Source organism: Actinomyces sp. oral taxon 170 str. F0386 (genome assembly GCF_000195595.1).
GTDB lineage: Bacteria > Actinomycetota > Actinomycetes > Actinomycetales > Actinomycetaceae > Actinomyces.
In genome coordinates this window covers 232844-248399 of record NZ_GL882544.1, presented here as the reverse complement: position 1 = coordinate 248399, position 15556 = coordinate 232844, and the positions used below count along the sequence as shown (strand labels likewise).

General features: G+C 65.9%; 12 protein-coding genes. 8 read left to right on the top strand and 4 right to left on the bottom strand.

The features are described 5' to 3' along the window. Positions 1 to 15 precede the first annotated feature (15 nt). Positions 16 to 786, top strand: a complete 771-nt coding sequence (locus HMPREF9056_RS09120; protein ID WP_009404716.1) for a DUF3159 domain-containing protein — start codon at positions 16 to 18, stop codon at positions 784 to 786. A gap of 50 nt (positions 787 to 836) precedes the next feature. Here HMPREF9056_RS09120 and HMPREF9056_RS09115 read toward each other — a convergent pair whose 3' ends face one another. Both HMPREF9056_RS09115 and HMPREF9056_RS09110 read right to left on the bottom strand, forming a co-directional pair. Next, positions 837 to 1499: a TrkA family potassium uptake protein gene (locus tag HMPREF9056_RS09115; RefSeq protein WP_009404715.1), complete on the bottom strand. Its 663-nt coding sequence runs from the start codon at positions 1497 to 1499 to the stop codon at positions 837 to 839. A gap of 3 nt (positions 1500 to 1502) precedes the next feature. Beyond that, positions 1503 to 2126: a TrkA family potassium uptake protein gene (locus HMPREF9056_RS09110; protein WP_009404713.1), complete on the bottom strand. Its 624-nt coding sequence runs from the start codon at positions 2124 to 2126 to the stop codon at positions 1503 to 1505. A 91-nt stretch (positions 2127 to 2217) separates the two neighbouring features. Here HMPREF9056_RS09110 and HMPREF9056_RS09105 point away from each other — a divergent pair, with 91 nt between their 5' ends. After that, entirely contained in the window at positions 2218 to 4317 is a 2100-nt protein-coding gene (locus tag HMPREF9056_RS09105; protein ID WP_034514345.1) for an APC family permease, read from the top strand. Next, a complete protein-coding gene (locus tag HMPREF9056_RS09100) occupies positions 4314 to 5702 on the top strand; it encodes a class I SAM-dependent RNA methyltransferase (RefSeq protein ID WP_009404710.1) in 1389 nt (462 codons plus the stop codon). Before HMPREF9056_RS09105 ends, HMPREF9056_RS09100 begins: the two co-directional genes overlap by 4 nt. A gap of 82 nt (positions 5703 to 5784) precedes the next feature. Here HMPREF9056_RS09100 and HMPREF9056_RS09095 read toward each other — a convergent pair whose 3' ends face one another. Continuing rightward, positions 5785 to 7737, bottom strand: coding sequence for a DUF5979 domain-containing protein (locus tag HMPREF9056_RS09095; RefSeq protein ID WP_253269999.1), 1953 nt, complete (start codon positions 7735 to 7737; stop codon positions 5785 to 5787). Positions 7738 to 8277: 540 nt separating this feature from the next. On the opposite strand from HMPREF9056_RS09095, the gene HMPREF9056_RS09090 reads away from it, so the two are divergent. Together HMPREF9056_RS09090 and acnA are read left to right on the top strand one after the other, a co-directional pair. Continuing rightward, positions 8278 to 9198, top strand: a complete 921-nt coding sequence (locus HMPREF9056_RS09090; RefSeq protein WP_009404701.1) for a hypothetical protein — start codon at positions 8278 to 8280, stop codon at positions 9196 to 9198. 235 nt (positions 9199 to 9433) lie between these two features. Beyond that, a complete protein-coding gene (acnA, locus tag HMPREF9056_RS09085; protein WP_009404699.1) occupies positions 9434 to 12109 on the top strand; it encodes an aconitate hydratase AcnA in 2676 nt (891 codons plus the stop codon). 22 nt (positions 12110 to 12131) lie between these two features. Here the strand turns inward: acnA and HMPREF9056_RS13745 are convergent, their stop codons facing one another. Then, complete coding sequence (locus HMPREF9056_RS13745) at positions 12132 to 12983, bottom strand: alpha/beta fold hydrolase (protein ID WP_087942240.1); 852 nt, start codon at positions 12981 to 12983, stop codon at positions 12132 to 12134. 5 nt (positions 12984 to 12988) lie between these two features. Between HMPREF9056_RS13745 and HMPREF9056_RS15010 the strand changes: the two genes are divergently transcribed. From HMPREF9056_RS15010 to HMPREF9056_RS09075, 3 genes are all read left to right on the top strand, one after another. Beyond that, positions 12989 to 13444, top strand: coding sequence for a MarR family transcriptional regulator (locus HMPREF9056_RS15010; RefSeq protein WP_087942239.1), 456 nt, complete (start codon positions 12989 to 12991; stop codon positions 13442 to 13444). 519 nt (positions 13445 to 13963) lie between these two features. Further along, positions 13964 to 14845 carry an alpha/beta fold hydrolase gene (locus HMPREF9056_RS09080; protein ID WP_034514343.1) on the top strand — a complete coding sequence of 294 codons (882 nt, stop codon included), beginning with the start codon at positions 13964 to 13966 and terminating at the stop codon, positions 14843 to 14845. Between the two features lie 10 nt (positions 14846 to 14855). Continuing rightward, positions 14856 to 15437, top strand: a complete 582-nt coding sequence (locus HMPREF9056_RS09075) for a TetR/AcrR family transcriptional regulator (RefSeq protein WP_034514342.1) — start codon at positions 14856 to 14858, stop codon at positions 15435 to 15437. The last annotated feature ends 119 nt before the right edge of the window (positions 15438 to 15556 follow it).

Sequence of the window (15556 nt, the reverse complement as noted above, 5' to 3'; positions counted from 1 at the left end):
AAGAAGGACTGACGAATGAGCGGCCGTTCTGCTGATACCACCCGCACGGGTCTGGGCGCCATAGACTCCGAGCGTTTCGACGCCATGGCCGCAGTGGGCGGCTGGCGCGGTATCCTCGAGTCCGTCGTTCCCACCCTCGTGTTCGTCCTCGTGATGGCGGTGCGGCCCACCGCCCTGGCGGCAGCCCTGGCCGCCTCACTGGCCGTCAGCGCCGTCGGCCTCGTGGCCCGCTTGGTGCAGCGACAGTCGCCGGCCCAGGTCGTGAGTGGGATCGTGCTGGTCCTCATCTCGGCCCTGTGGGCCTGGCGCAGTGGTGAGGCCTCCAACTTCTACGCCGCCGGCCTCATGATCAACGCCGCCTGGCTAGTCGTCTGCCTGGTCTCCCTGCTCATCGGCTGGCCGATCGTGGGAGCCCTCATGACCTTGTGGCACCGGGTTGCCAATGAGCCCGCAGATCCGGGGGAGTCCGGGGAGTCGAAGGAGTCTGAGGGGACCGGTGACGATCCCGCTGCACGCCCGTCCGCCTGGCGCACCGAACCGGCCCTGCGCAACGTGAGGCGCCGCTACCACGCCGGCACCTGGGTCCTGACGCTGCTGTTCGCCCTGAGGCTCATCGTGGAGGTGCCTCTCTACCTTGCGGGTGAGCACGCCGTGTCCTATCTGGGCGCCGCCCGTCTCATCCTGGGGGTGCCGCTGTACGCCGTGACCCTGTGGTTCATCTGGCTACTGGTCGCCCCCAACCGGATCGCTCAGGCTGAGGAAGGCACTGACACTGACCGGCACTGACCCGTGCCGAGCAGTAGCCCCGGCTCAGAGCCGGTGAGAGCGGCTGATGGTCATGTGAAGATGAGGAGCAGCTCCTCCAGGCCGGACTCTCCTTCGCGCGCTGTGAGGAAGATGAGCTCGTCCCCGCGTTCGAAGCGCTCGTCGCGGTCCGGCGTGATGGGTCGGTAGTCGCGCAGGATCGCGACCAGCACTGTGTGGGGCGGCAGCTCGATGTCGGAGACGAGCTCGCCGATGACCGGCGAGTCCTCCGGCAGGGTCAGCTCATGCATGGAGGCGCCAGACTGGTGGAAGTGGAAGATGCTCACCAGGCTGCCCACGCTGACGGCCTCCTCCACCAGCGCCGTCATGAAGCGAGGTGTCGATACGGCCACGTCCACCCCCCAGGTCTCATCGAAGAGCCACTCGCTCTTGGGGTTGTTGACCCGGGCGACGGTACGGGGCACCCCGTACTCGGTCTTGGCCAGCAGGGAGATGACCAGGTTGGCCTTGTCGTCACCGGTAGCGGCCACGATGACGTCACAGCTCTCGGCTCCGGCGCGCTCGAGGGCCTCGATGTCACAGGCGTCCGCCAGCTGCCAGTCGGCCTCCGGCACCGAGGCGATGCGCATGGCCTCGGCGGAGCGGTCGACGAGTGTGACCTCGTGGCCGTGGCTGATGAGCTCGCGGGCGATGGAACGGCCCACTGATCCGGCTCCGGCAATCACGATCTGCATGGCTCAGACCTCCTGGGTCGGGGCGTGGGACAGCGCGCGGCGCACCTGGCCGATGCGGTCGGTGCTCACCGCCAGGTGCAGACGATCGTGCTCCTGGATGACGGTGGCGGACTCCGGCAGCAGAGCGGTGGCATCACGTGAGATCCAGGCGACACGCACCCCCAGTCGGTCCTCGAGCGTTCCGATCGTCGTGCCCACCCACTGAGGGGAGGCACTGGGCTGGATGAGGGCGACCGTGCCCGAGGGGTCCTCGAGCTCACGGGCGCTGGAGCCGGGGAGGATCCGGCGCATCATCTGATCGGCTGTCTGACGCACGGTGGCCACCGTGGGGATGCCCAGACGCTCGTAGACGTCGGCCCGGCGAGAGTCGTAGATCCGGGCCACGACGTTGTCCACGCCGAAGCTCTCCCGGGCCACGCGCGCAGCCACGATGTTCGAGTTGTCCCCGTTGGACACGGCGACGAAGGCGTAGGCCTCGTCGATGCCGGCCTGCTCCAAGGCGTCGCGGTCGAAACCGACTCCCTTGACCTTGCGGCCGTTGAAGTCCGAGGGCAGACGGCGGAAGGAGTCCGAGGAACGGTCGATGACGGACACCGAGTGCCCCATGCGGTCGAGCTGTACGGCCATGGACGCTCCGACGCGACCACAACCCATGATGACGAAGTGCACGAGGACGACGGTACTCCGTTGTCGGGCCGCGGACGTAACATCTGGAGACGTGCGTGACTTCGCAGACCGCATCAAGCGGCTTCTCGTTGGCCGTCCCGTCCCCAGCGGAGCCCTGGGCGAGACGCTCCTACCCAAGAGGATCGCCCTTCCGGTATTCGCCTCCGACGCCCTGTCCTCCGTCGGCTACGCCCCTGATGAGGTCCTCATCACCCTGGCCGTGGCCGGAGTCGCCGCCACGTCGTTGTCGCCGTGGGTCGCCCTGGCCGTCGTCGGGGTTCTCGTGGTGGTGGTGGCCTCTTACCGTCAGACCGTCTACGCCTATCCGTCAGGCGGTGGAGACTACGAGGTGGTCTCGGCCAACCTCGGCTCCCACGCCGGCCTCCTGGTGGCCTCGGCCCTACTGAGCGACTACGTCCTGACCGTCGCGGTCTCCGTCTCCTCCGGCACCGCCTACCTGGCTGCCGCCCTGCCCGCGCTGGTCCCCTACAAGGTGGAGATCGCCGTCGCCGTCGTCACCGTCCTGGCCGTGCTCAACATGCGCGGATCACGCGAGTCGGGTCGGGCCTTCGCCATTCCCACCTACCTGTACATGGGCGTCATCGGCATCATGGCCGTTGTCGGCCTCATCCAGGAGTTGACCGGGACACTCGGACAGGCCGAGTCGGCCGGCCTCGAGGTCGTCACCCACTCCGGCTGGGAGCAGGGTCTGACCGGCCTGGCCGGAGGGTTCCTGGTTCTGCGGGCCTTCTCCTCAGGCTGCGCGGCCCTGACCGGCGTGGAGGCGATCTCCAACGGCGTCCCCAGCTTCCAGCGTCCCAAGTCCCGCAATGCGGCCACCACTCTGCTGCTCCTGGGCGCCATCGCCACCCTGATGCTCATGAGCGTCATCCACCTGGCCGGTGCCGTCGGCGTGCGCATGGTGGAGGACCCGGCCCACCAGCTCCTGCGCAACGGTGTCCCGGTTGGAGACGGCTACCACCAGGATCCCGCGATCGGACAGATCGCCGCCACCGTCTTCTCCGGCTTCCGGCCTATGTTCTACCTGGTTGCCGCCGTCACCGGCCTCATCCTGGTCCTGGCCGCCAACACCGCCTTCAACGGCTTCCCGGTCCTGGCCAGCGTCCTGGCCCGAGACGAGTTCCTGCCCCGCCAGCTCTCCCAGCGCGGTGACCGCCTGGCCTTCTCCAACGGCATCATCGTCCTGTGGCTGGGGGCCGTGGCCTTCCTCATCGGCTTCGAGGCCAACACGACCCGCCTCATCCAGCTCTACATCGTGGGCGTCTTCATCTCCTTCACGCTCTCCCAGGTGGGCATGGTGCGCCACTGGACGCGCGAGCTCACCATCGCCACTGACTCCAAGGCCCGCTCGCGCATGCACCGCGCCCGGTTCATCAACGCCATCGGCGTCCTGGGAACCGGGACGGTCCTCGTCATCGTCCTGCTCACCAAGCTCACCCGCGGCGCCTGGATCACCCTGACCATCATGGCGCTGCTCTACCTGGTGATGAACCGGATCCGCCGCCACTACCGGCGAGTCAGCGAGGAGGTGGCCATCTCCGACCTCCACGACGCGCGCGTCCTGCCGGCCCACGTCCACGCGATCGTCCTGGCCTCACGCCTCCACCAACCGACGCTGCGGGCCCTGACCTACGCCCAGTCGACCCACCCGACCGCCCTGGAGGCCCTGACCGTAGACACCGGTGACGGTAGCGCTGAGCATCTCCTGGACGCCTGGGAGGAGGCCGACATCGCAGTGCCGCTGACGGTCCTGGACTCGCCCTACCGGGACATCACCCGCCCGGTCATCAACTATGTGCGCTCAGTGCGTCGGGAGTCGCCCCGCGACCTCGTCGTCGTCTTCCTGCCCGAGTACATCGTGCGTCACTGGTGGGAGCAGATCCTCCACAACCAGACCGCCCTGCGCCTCAAGACCGTCCTGCTGTTCACCCCCGGCGTCGTCGTCGCCTCCGTGCCCTGGCAGCTGGGCCTTCCCGGTCAGCGGCACTTCCACCACGGCGTGCGTGCACGCACCGCCGAAGGCATCCTCGACGCCGACGTCGCCATGCGCCGACACGTCGACGATCACCTCAGCCACCTCAGCAGTACCGATGCCGGTGGTGCCGGCACCGACCACCAGGAGACCCGATGACCTCGCAGTCCAGCGATCAGCCCTTTCTCGGCCGCGGGCGGCCCCAGGAGCTCATCTTGGCAGTGGGGTCCCCGGCGCACGGTGGGCACTGCGTGGCCCGGCCCGTGGACGACCCGGCCGGCCGTGTCGTCTTCGTGCGCCACGCCCTGCCCGGTGAGACGGTGCGGGCCCGGCTGACCGAGATGACATCGCGGACCTGGCGGGCCGACGCCGTCGAGATCCTCCAGGCCTCCCCTGACCGCGTCGAGTCCGTCTGGCCCGAGGCCGGCCCCGCGGGCGTGGGTGGGGGAGAACTCGCCCACGTCGCCCTGGACGCCCAGCGCACCTGGAAGCGCTGGGTCCTGGCCGACTGCCTGAGCCGGATCGGCGGGCAGGAGGTGGCTGATGCCGTCGCCTCCCTGCCCGAGGCCTCCGCCGGGGCCGCTGTGCCGATCGAGCCGATGCCCACCGACGTCGCCGCCCAGGCATCCACTAGCTCCCGCAGGCGCGCCCTGGCCGGAACCGCCACCCGCACCCGCGTGAGCCTGACGGTCACCGACGACGGTGAGCCCGGCATGCACGCCTTCCGCTCCGGGACGGTCCTGCCCCTTCACCGCCTGCCCCTGGCCGTGCTCGCCATCACCGAGATCGGCCTGTTGGAGCGCTCCCGCTGGCGCGCCCACTACCGGCCCGGCATGCGCATCGAGGCCATCGCCCCCAGCGGCGGCGAGCCCGTGGTCCTGCTCGACGACCGGCTTCTGACCGCTCAGGCGCGCAGCACCGGGCGGCGCCGCGTCCAGGAGATCGTTGACGCCTCGGCCCTGGGCCTGGGGGAGCTGACCTACTCCGTCCACGCCGGGGGCTTCTGGCAGGTCCACGTCGATGCCCCTAGGGTCCTGGTCGAGCGCGTCGTGCGCGCCGCTCTGGGGGAGAACCTCGAACGGGCCGCGGGCAGTCGCGTCCTAGAGCTCTACTCGGGGGCCGGTCTGTTCACCCTGCCGCTGGCCGCCCTCGTGGGCAGCGGCGGACAGGTCCTCTCCCTGGAGGGCAGTGAGCAGGCCGTCCGCGACGCCCGCCGCACCCTGCACGAGCATCCCGGCGCCCGCCTGGCTGCCGGACGCGTGAGCGCCCGCTCGGTGCGCGAGCTTGCAGGCTCCTTCTCCGCAGGCCGCCCCGACGTCGTCGTCCTCGACCCGCCGCGCCAGGGTGCCGGTCGTGAGGTCATTGAGGCCGTCGCCGCCCTCGGGGCCGAGCGAATCGTCCTGGTGGCCTGTGACCCGGCGGCCCTGGCTAGGGACCTGGGAACCCTTCTGCGCTCCGGCTACGGCCTGGGTGCCATGAGCGCGCTGGACATGTTCCCGCACACGCACCACTTCGAGACGATCGCCGTGCTTGACAGAGCCTGAGGTCATGGAGATGGGCCCCAGTCCGTGAAGGACTGGGGCCCATCTTATGCTCCGGGAAGGAGCCTAGTCAGCCGGTGATCGGTCACGATGCGCGACGACGGACTGCCAGGATCACATATCCCGTTGCCAGGAGGGTGGCAACGGCCGCGACCACCGGCATGGCACTGGTACCAGTACTTGCCAGGTTGCTGCCGCCATTGCCCGATGGCGCGCTGGCCGAGGTACCGGGCGCGGGGACCTCGGTGGGGGTGGGCGTCGGCGTGGGCTCCTCGGTGGGGGTCGGCGTCGGCGTGGGCTCCTCGGTGGGAGTGGGCGTCGGCGTGGGCTCCTCGGTGGGGGTCGGCGTCGGCGTGGGCTTCGGGACCTCCGAATAGGTGTTGGTCACCGTGACAAGGGTGGCGCTGGCAGCGCCCTCCTTGATCGTGAAGGCTCCGTTGTCGATCTTGGTGTCGACCGTGTAGCCCTCGCGCTCAGCGCCGCCGTCAGCCTGCTTCTCCTTCTCGGTGACCTCGCAGTTGGTACCTACCGGTACGGACGGGCCGTTGACGGGCGTGCCGTCGCCCTTCACGTCAAGGGTTCCCTCAGAGCCGTTCTCACACGTGTAGGCGATCTGGAAAGTCTCCTTGGAGAAAGCCTCCTTGTTGCTTCCCTCGACCTTCTTCACGACGGAGAAGGAACCGGTCTTCTGAATGACCTCGTTGTACAGGCCCACAGCCTGCACGGAGGAATCGACCGAGAACGTCGCGGTCTCCTGCGTCTCAGTACCGTTGACGGAGAAGGTCTTGCCTCCCCAGCCAAGGGCCCCGGGAAGGGCTGCTGCGGACGTGTCCTCCGTCAGCGTGATCTTGGTTCCCTTGGGGAACTCGCGCAGGGTATCCCCGGCCTGCTGCTGGCCCGCAGCCACCTCAACGGTGTAGGGGTTCGACGCCGGCTTCTTGGCCCAGGACGGGTAGTCGGCCTCGGTCGTGCCGTTGGGAAGCTCGTAGGAGACGTTCACACGGACCTTGGTGTCCGCAGGGACGTCATTCTGGTGGGCGCCGGTGACGTACTTCTTGACCCCGAAGGATCCGAATCCCTGCGTCAGCTGCACGTCGTAGGAGATCGGGTCCTTGTAGGCCATCTGAGCGGACACCGTGGTGTTCTTACCGCCGTTCAGGGTGGCGCTGTTGGTGTAGACCTTGCCTGGGACGATCTTGCCGCCCTCGGCCAGGGACTGGTAGACGATCTCGTAGTTCGCGTTCTTGGCGAAGTTGCCGTCCGTACGGGACAGGGTGATGGACGCAGTGGTCCCGTCGGCGCCGATGGTCGGCTTCAGGACGAACTTTCCGTGGTCGGTGTTCATGGCTGTGCCATCGGCCTTGGCGACGTCGAAGTAACCGTCGGCGCCACCGCCGAACTCCTCGGGGTTGACCCGCACGTACCAGGAGCCGAGATCCGGGTTGAGTTTCTGCCCGCCCCCGGAGACGTCGTTGAAGGTGACGCTGTTGACGCTACCCGCCTCCGCTTTCAGGTGGTTGGCGATGGTCGTACCACTGAACTGGATGTGCCAGGTCAGGCTGCTGGACTCGCGCTTGAGGGAGTTGGCGTACTTGCCAAGGTCCTTCTCAACCCATGCGATAGGTAGAATCCGCTCGTTGTTGGGGTGGAAGACCTCGACCTTGGTGCCGTTGGCGTCGAAGGTGGTCTTGTTGTCCTGGGTCACCTTCTGGGCCACGATCATCTGGTTTCCCGAGCCCTTGAGCTCGGTGGCGGCGCTGATCGAGGCGTTGAAGGTGCAGGTGAGGGTCTCGGTGGTCGTGACGCAGTCGCCCACCTTGGTGCCGTTCCCGAGAACAAGATCGTCGTGTCGACCGATCTCACGGTACCGGTACTCCGCCGGAAGACCGATGCTGAAGGACTCGCCCGGCTGTGGATTGGCGGTAGATGCGTCCCAGGCGAACTTCATGCGAACCGGGTCCTCGAGGTGCGCAGGCTTGCCCGGAAACTCCGTTCCATCCTTGTCCGCCAGGATGAGAGGACTGAAGGAAACCTTCACCCCGGTATTCTGATCCGCGCTCGCACGAGGTGCCACTAGCGCAGCAAAGCTACCCAGTGCGATCAGCAGTACGCCGGCGAGCAGAGTCGCCACGTGCTTGCGATGCACAGAGAGGTGCTGTAAGTGCATTCTTTATCTCCGTCTTGATGGGGATGTTCCTGTGTTTTGGGGGAAGTGCAGGAATTCGTCGGGATACTATGATGTTGACTCCAACGGCGGGCGTACCATTTACGTTTTGTAACCATTGCGTTGCCGTATTGGTATATTTGCTGATCGGATGCTTGGGTGTGCGCAGTTTTCTCGGGCCCGCGCGGCCGCCCACGGGTTCCGGCCGCCGGGGAGATATCTCCATAGACCCCGGCACGGTTCTGCGTTCATCGTGACGCCATGAGTTCCATGGTGGTGAGTCGTCGTGCGCTTGCGGGGCTAGTCGCGCTCGGCGGTGCCGGCGTGGTGCTCCGCCGGGATAGTGGTGGTTCCTGTCCTCGGCCAGGGCAAGATCCGGGGGTTGAGACCAAGATTCGCAACGATCGTGATGACGTGGACGGTCGTCTGTGGGAGACGGCGACTGCGGCGAGCTGGCGGACGGACACGGGGCTGCGGTTCACCGGTTCCTTAAGCGGGGACTACCTCGACGACGACGGTCCTGAGGGGCTCAGTTCGTCCCGCCAGGATTTTGCGGAGATGCCCAAGCTGGTGCATGAGGATGACGACTGTGTGGTGGTTCAGGCGGGGGCAGGGGTGTGTGCGCTTGAGCGTGCCGATGAGCGGGTGCGTTGGTCGGTGGTGTTGGAGGCTCCTCAGGGCGTGGTGGCCGGGGGCGTGTCGCGTGGATTGGTGTGGACCAATGCGGGTGCTGTGGATCTGGGGACCGGTGAGGTGAGGAGGGCGCCCGAGGCGGTATCCCGGGCGGTCAACCTGGTGGCCGGTGAGGGCGTCGTCGTGACCGTCGTGCCCGGCTACGGCGACAGGAGTGAGCTCGTCTGCCTGGAGCCCCGTGGCTGCTCGGAGAGGTGGTGCACTGGGATCGACGACCCGGGTGCGGCGTCACTGACGCTCGACTACGAAGGCAATGAGGTTTCCATCGGGCTATCGGACCGCTACGACCTGGACAGCGGCGAGTACAACCTGGTGCTGGTGGACTTCCGTCGTATCGGGCCCCGGGAGGGGGTCTTCGCCGTCGACACTGAGGCCGGCAGGAGGATGCGGGTGGGGGTCGACGACGACGGGACAGCGGTCGCGGTCCGTGCGTTCATGCCGCGGGAGAGAATGAACGACGCGGGCTACAGGGCGGAGCACACCTCGGGTGAGGAGCTGTGGTCGGTTCCGTTGGAGGCCCGCCCGGGTGCGGTCGTGGCCATTGACTCCGCCCTGGGAGAGCAGGGGTCCGCCTTCTGGGTCATGGACCTGGACGATTCCGGCGCGCTGCACCTGGCGCACTGGAAGCCCGGCCCTGCGTGAGCGCGGAGCCCCGGCCGGCGATAGGTACGGGTGACCGCACGTTAATCGGCTCCGCCCCCGCGGCGGGCCCGGCAGCGCGATCGGTACCCTGCCGGGGATCCTTCAGACCCTGCGGCATGTTGACGCGGGATGACGGAGCTTCGTCTAGCGTGTGTCGCGGCCTGACCGGGCAGGCCGGCTCCCGCACCCCGCGGGCGCTTGGCGGCCCGCCCCCTTGTGCAGAACAGGAACGACGTTGACAAGCCTCGACACCTTCCACTCCCGCTCCATCCTCGACGTCGACGGCCGCGACTACGAGATCTACCGCCTTGACGCCGTTCCCGGCCTGGAACGGCTGCCCTACAGCCTCAAGGTGCTGGCCGAGAACCTGCTGCGCACCGAGGACGGCGCCAACATCACCGCCGACCATGTGCGCGCCCTGGCCTCCTGGGATCCCATCGCTGATCCGGACACGGAGATCCAGTTCACCCCGGCTCGCGTCGTCATGCAGGACTTCACCGGTGTTCCCTGCATCGTCGACCTGGCCACTATGCGTGAGGCGGTCGCCGACCTCGGCGGCGACCCAGAGGTCATCAACCCCCTCAACCCCGCCGAAATGGTCATCGACCACTCCGTGCAGATCGACTCCTTCGGCCTTCCCGGCTCCCTGGAGCGCAACAAGGAGCGCGAGTACGAGCGCAACGCCGAGCGCTACCAGTTCCTGCGCTGGGGACAGGGAGCACTGTCCAACTTCCGCGTCGTCCCGCCGGGCACCGGTATCGTCCACCAGGTCAACATCGAGTACCTGGCCCGCATCGTCTTCACCCACGAGGCCGACGGCGTCACCCAGGCCTACCCCGACACCTGCGTGGGCACCGACTCCCACACCACTATGGTCAACGGCCTGGGCGTCCTGGGCTGGGGCGTGGGCGGCATCGAGGCCGAGGCCGCCATGCTGGGCCAGCCCGTCTCCATGCTCATCCCCAAGGTCGTGGGTTTCAAGCTCTCCGGAGCCATCCCCGCCGGCGCCACCGCCACCGACGTGGTCCTGACCATCACCGAGATGCTGCGCACCCACGGGGTGGTGGGCAAGTTCGTCGAGTTCTACGGCGAGGGCGTTGCCGAGGTGCCGCTGGCCAACCGTGCCACTATCGGCAACATGAGCCCTGAGTTCGGCTCCACCGCCGCGATCTTCCCAATCGATGACGTCACCCTGGACTACCTGCGCCTGACCGGCCGCTCCGAGGAGCGGGTGCGCCTCGTGGAGGCCTACACCAAGGCCCAGGGCATGTGGCACGACCCGTCCCGCGAGCCCGTCTACTCCGAGTACCTCGAGCTGGACCTGTCCACGGTGGTGCCCTCGATCGCCGGCCCCAAGCGCCCCCAGGACCGCATCGTCCTGTCAGGGGCCAAGGAGTCCTTCCAGGAGGTCCTGCCCACCTACGCCTCCCAGTCCTCCAAGCCGACGCCGGTGACCATGGCCGACGGCACCGCCACCGAGCTGGACCACGGGCACGTCGCCATCGCCTCGATCACGTCGTGCACCAATACCTCCAACCCCTCGGTGATGATGGCCGCCGGTCTGCTCGCCCGCAACGCCGTGGCCCGGGGCCTGCGCTCCAAGCCCTGGGTGAAGACCTCCACCGCCCCGGGCAGCCAGGTCGTCACCGACTACTACGAGAAGGCCGGACTGTGGCCGGCCCTCAACGAGCTGGGCTTCAATGTCGTCGGCTACGGCTGCGCCACCTGCATCGGCAACTCCGGGCCGCTGCCGGCCGAGGTCTCCCAGGCGGTCAACGACGCCGACCTCGCCGTGGTCTCGGTGCTCTCGGGCAACCGCAATTTCGAGGGGCGCATCAACCCCGACGTCAAGATGAACTACCTGGCCTCCCCGCCGCTGGTCATCGCCTACGCCCTGGCCGGGACCATGGACATCGACTTCGCCACCGAGCCGTTGGGGCAGGACCCCGAGGGGCGTGACGTCTTCCTGTCCGACATCTGGCCCGACCCCACCGAGGTCCAGGCCGTCATCGACGCCACCATTGACCGCGAGATGTACACGCGCGACTACGCCGACGTCTTCGCCGGGGACGAGCGCTGGCAGGGCCTGGACACTCCCGAGGGGGACACCTTCGCCTGGGACGAGGAGTCCACCTATGTGCGCAAGGCCCCCTTCTTCGAGGGCCTGACCATGGAGCTCACCCCGGTCACTGATATCGAGGGTGCCCGGGTGCTCGCGCTGCTGGGCGACTCGGTGACTACCGACCACATCTCCCCGGCCGGTGCCATCAAGGCCGACTCCCCGGCCGGCCGCTACCTGGCCGAGCACGGCGTGGCCCGCGCGGACTTCAACTCCTACGGATCGCGCCGCGGCAACCACGAGGTCATGATCCGCGGCACCTTCGCCAACATCCGCCTGCGCAACCGGCTGCTCGACGGTGTCGAGGGCGGCTACACCCGCAACCTCCTCACCGGCGAGCAGGAGTCGATCTTCGACGCCTCCCAGGCCTACCAAGCGGCCGGCATCCCGCTGGTGGTCCTGGGCGGCAAGGAGTACGGCTCGGGATCCTCACGCGACTGGGCCGCCAAGGGCACGGCCCTGCTGGGTGTCAAGGCCGTCATCGCCGAGTCCTTCGAGCGCATCCACCGCTCCAACCTCATCGGCATGGGCGTGGTGCCCCTCCAGTTCCCGGCAGGGCAGAGCGCTGAGTCGCTCGGTCTGGACGGCACTGAGATCTTCTTCATCACGGGCCTGACAGCGCTCAACGAGGGCACCACCCCGCACACCGTCGCCGTCAGGGCCGAGAAGACCGACGGCTCGGTGATCTCCTTCGACGCCGTCGTGCGCATCGATACCCCTGGCGAGGCCGACTACTTCCGCCACGGCGGCATCCTGCAGTACGTGCTGCGCAGCCTCGCTCGGGGTGAATAAGGATGTGAGACGCATGGCGTTTCTACCCGTAGAGGAAGTTTCGGATAGCACTCCAGGTATCTGCAGGATTTTCCTGTAAGGTGAAATGTCCTGATCCAGGTACGAGGGCACTTTGAATATTGGTCAACCCTGCTTGTTTGAAACCGGCAATGTAGGTGTTGATGTCCCCGTGTTCTTGGTCGCCTCGTAAATAAAGTAATGGAATGTTAATCACATCACTTGATGTTGCGTTCTCTTGGGCATCATCCCAAAGTGCTCGGTAGAATTCGAATCCCTGGCGCAAAGAGTCAGGGGACTGGTAGGAAGAGACGAACTGCCTACGTGAGGCTCTGCTGATTCTCTCTGGGGTGGCGCTCGTTGTGTCGTAAAAGTAGTCGAAGTATGCTGGCAGATTATTTACGGTGACCTGTTCTGGTAGGTCTGGGATGGAGTGAAAGGCGAAATGCCATAACCAGGGAATTCTGATGACATCATCCCATGGCGCAATTCCAGGAATCACTGTGTTCATGATGACGGCTTTGGTCAGGTCTCCGAACTCTCGTAGGTAGGAGAAGGTGATCATGCCTCCAACGTCGTGACCGACCATAGCGGCATTCTCCAGGCCTAGGTATTCGAGGAAGTCGTGGATTTGTCGTGCCAGCAAGACCTTACTGCCGCAGGGTCCTGTTGTTTTTGAAGCGCCGATACCAGGTAGGTCCACTGCTATGCATTGATAGTCGTGAGCGGCCAGAAGGAGAATATCTTTCCAGGCTGTGCTGTCCTGCGGCCACCCGTGAAGAAAAATTATAGTGGGCGCGCAAGGGTCTCCAGCGCGAAGGATACGGAAGACGCGGTCGTCGAGGGTGACGTCGTGAGTGCTGATCGTGGTAGACATGAAACATGTCTACCACATCGAGTCGTTCGTCGCTTGTCAGTTTTCGTGAAGGGGCCGGGTTCCTGATCTCGCGATTGGGGGGTATGGTTGAGAAGGAGTGGGGGTCTTTGTTGCGAGATGTTGGGCTCACTCAGGCTGAGTTCGCGATTCTTGCAACTCTTGCTGACGGGGTGATGGTTCGACAGCGAGATCTTGCGATCCACGTTGGAAGTGATCCTCGCAACATCGTTCCTGTTGTAGCTTCTCTAACTGATCGAGGTCTCGTTGAGGTGGCGCCTGCGTTGGAGGATCGTCGCGTGAAACAGATTAGATTGAGTGTTGAGGGAGCTGATCTGCTCGACACTGTCCAGATTATGTTAGCTCCGTCTCGGGCGAAATTTTTTCGTGGTCTCTCTGATGCGGAATATGATCAACTTTGTCATCTCTTGCGGGTGGTCTACTCCTCTGCAGTGTCTGTGTGACCTATTCTGTGCCCTTCAAGGCAGGTTTGTGTGCCAGTGCTGAAAAGTGCGACCACCTAGGGTCGTCGCACATAGGGGTCCTTCGAGCTGTTAGTTGGTCGGGGTTATCGTGAGAGGCGAGTAACTCAGGGAGTCTCAGGCGTCGCTCATGGGATTCCTTATCGCGGCCACGAGGTTAGCCGCTCTTTCTCGGACTACTTCGTGGTGTATTTCAAGATGTACTCCGACTTCCTCGCCGGCTGTGGAACCATGTTCTTCTTGGATATGATCAGGGGCGGTCGACGACCGTTTCATCGTCCTCATCGTCGAGTCACTCGACCGGCTGCGGGCTCAGACCTGCGGCAATTGTCGCAGTTGTCTCTTGCCAATTGGTCAACTTGGTGACCTCCAGGTGTGGTTGGTGTGTTGAGAAGGGTGCTCGTGCAGTGTCGATGAGGTCTCGAGTGCACTGTTCTTGATCTTGAGCGGCTGTGCAAGGAGTACTTGCCCTCGGGCGTGAATGTCAGTAACTTTATAGCTATGACTATTAGCCAACTTGGGGTGCCGGGCGGCACCATCGCCTACGAGGTGCATGAGCCTGTCGGTGCAGGTGCTGGATCGGCTGCAGCGAGTCGGCCGCTCGTCGTCTGCTCACCGGCCATGGGGGACGTGCGGGACGTCTACGCACCGCTGGCGCAGTCCCTGAGCGAGGCGGGCTTCCGCGTTGTCACTGCGGACCTGCGCGGTCACGGGGACAGCTCGGCAACCTTCACCGCTTATGGTGACGAGGCCACAGCATCCGACCTCATTGCCCTGATCGAGGCTCTCGACGCCGGCTCCGCCGTCGTCGTAGGAGCCTCCATGTCCGGGGCTGCTGCGGTGATCGCAGCCGGGCGCCGCCCCGACCTGGTGTGCGGGCTCGTGCTCGTCTGCCCCTTTCTGCGTGGGCCGCAGAGTCGAGTCAAGACTCTCGTGCAGCGCACCATGCTTGGGATCGCGCTGCTGCGCCCCTGGGGGCCGGCCGTGTGGCGCAGCTACTCGGCCCGTCTGTGGCCCGGTCTGCCTGACGCCCGGCAGCGAGCCGCCCATTTGGCCGGTCTACTGCGCCGTTCGGGGCGCTGGCGGGCCTTCTGGGCCACGACCCGCACCGACCATCGCGTGGTTGCCCCATGGCTGGAAAAGGTTGGCTGCCCGTCCCTCGTGGTCATGGGGCAGGTGGATCCCGACTGGAGGGACCCGGTTGCCGAGGCCGCCTGGGCGGCTCGTGCCGTTGGTGAAGGTTCGGGAGAGGTCATGATGGTTCCCGGCGCAGGACATGCCCCGATGCTGGAGCGTCCCGACGTCGTCGGGCCGCGCGTGGTCGACTTCATCCGGCGTGTCGTCGCTGACAACGCTGCGCCGAGGCCGGCGGGGGAGAGGTAAGGAGAGCAAGATGCCGAGAGCAGGACTGAGTACCGAACGTGTGGTGGAGCGGGCGGCGCAGATCGTCGATGCCGACGGACTCGAGGTGCTGTCCCTGAGCCGTCTGGCCGCAGATCTCGGAGTCGCACCCCCGAGCCTGTACAAGCACGTTGCAGGTATGAGTGACCTGGTTCAGCAGGTCTCCGTGCGGGCAGTGGGGGAGCTCGCCGACTGCCTGGCGGCCTCCGTTATGGGGAGAGCTGGACGTGACGCACTGCAGGCCCTGGCCAATGCCTACCGGGCCTTCGCTCATGAGCACCCCGGGCTCTACCCGATGACTCAGGCCCCCGTGGAGACGCTCGAAGGAGAATCGGACCCGATGCGTTCGATGGCTGCTCGACGTACGGTTGACATCGTCACCGCGGCGCTGGCCGGCTATCGCATCCCGGATGAGCGAATGGTTGACGCGGTGCGAATGACCCGGGCGTCACTTCACGGCTTCGTGGATATCGAGGTCCACGGGGGCTTTGCCATGGATGCACCCATTGATATGAGTTTCGCCATACTTGTCGGCTCTCTGGATGTTGCCCTGACCGCGATGGGTGGACGGTAGGGCGGTGCGCCTTATTGGCGGGAACAAAAGAATAAGTTGACTCAATGACCGGTTGGGAGGGACGGCAACCGTATGAGGATTCCTCACGTGTGAGCGGTGCGCCGCTGAGGGCTTCCGCA

Coding starts and splice junctions, on each gene's coding strand:
- HMPREF9056_RS09120 (WP_009404716.1), top strand. CDS start 16: ATGAGCGGCCGTTCTGCTGATACCACCCGCACGGGTCTGGGCGCCATA.
- HMPREF9056_RS09115 (WP_009404715.1), bottom strand. CDS start 1,499: ATGCAGATCGTGATTGCCGGAGCCGGATCAGTGGGCCGTTCCATCGCC.
- HMPREF9056_RS09110 (WP_009404713.1), bottom strand. CDS start 2,126: ATGGCCGTACAGCTCGACCGCATGGGGCACTCGGTGTCCGTCATCGAC.
- HMPREF9056_RS09100 (WP_009404710.1), top strand. CDS start 4,314: ATGACCTCGCAGTCCAGCGATCAGCCCTTTCTCGGCCGCGGGCGGCCC.
- HMPREF9056_RS13745 (WP_087942240.1), bottom strand. CDS start 12,983: ATGTCTACCACGATCAGCACTCACGACGTCACCCTCGACGACCGCGTC.
- HMPREF9056_RS15010 (WP_087942239.1), top strand. CDS start 12,989: ATGTCTACCACATCGAGTCGTTCGTCGCTTGTCAGTTTTCGTGAAGGG.
- HMPREF9056_RS09080 (WP_034514343.1), top strand. CDS start 13,964: ATGACTATTAGCCAACTTGGGGTGCCGGGCGGCACCATCGCCTACGAG.
- HMPREF9056_RS09075 (WP_034514342.1), top strand. CDS start 14,856: ATGCCGAGAGCAGGACTGAGTACCGAACGTGTGGTGGAGCGGGCGGCG.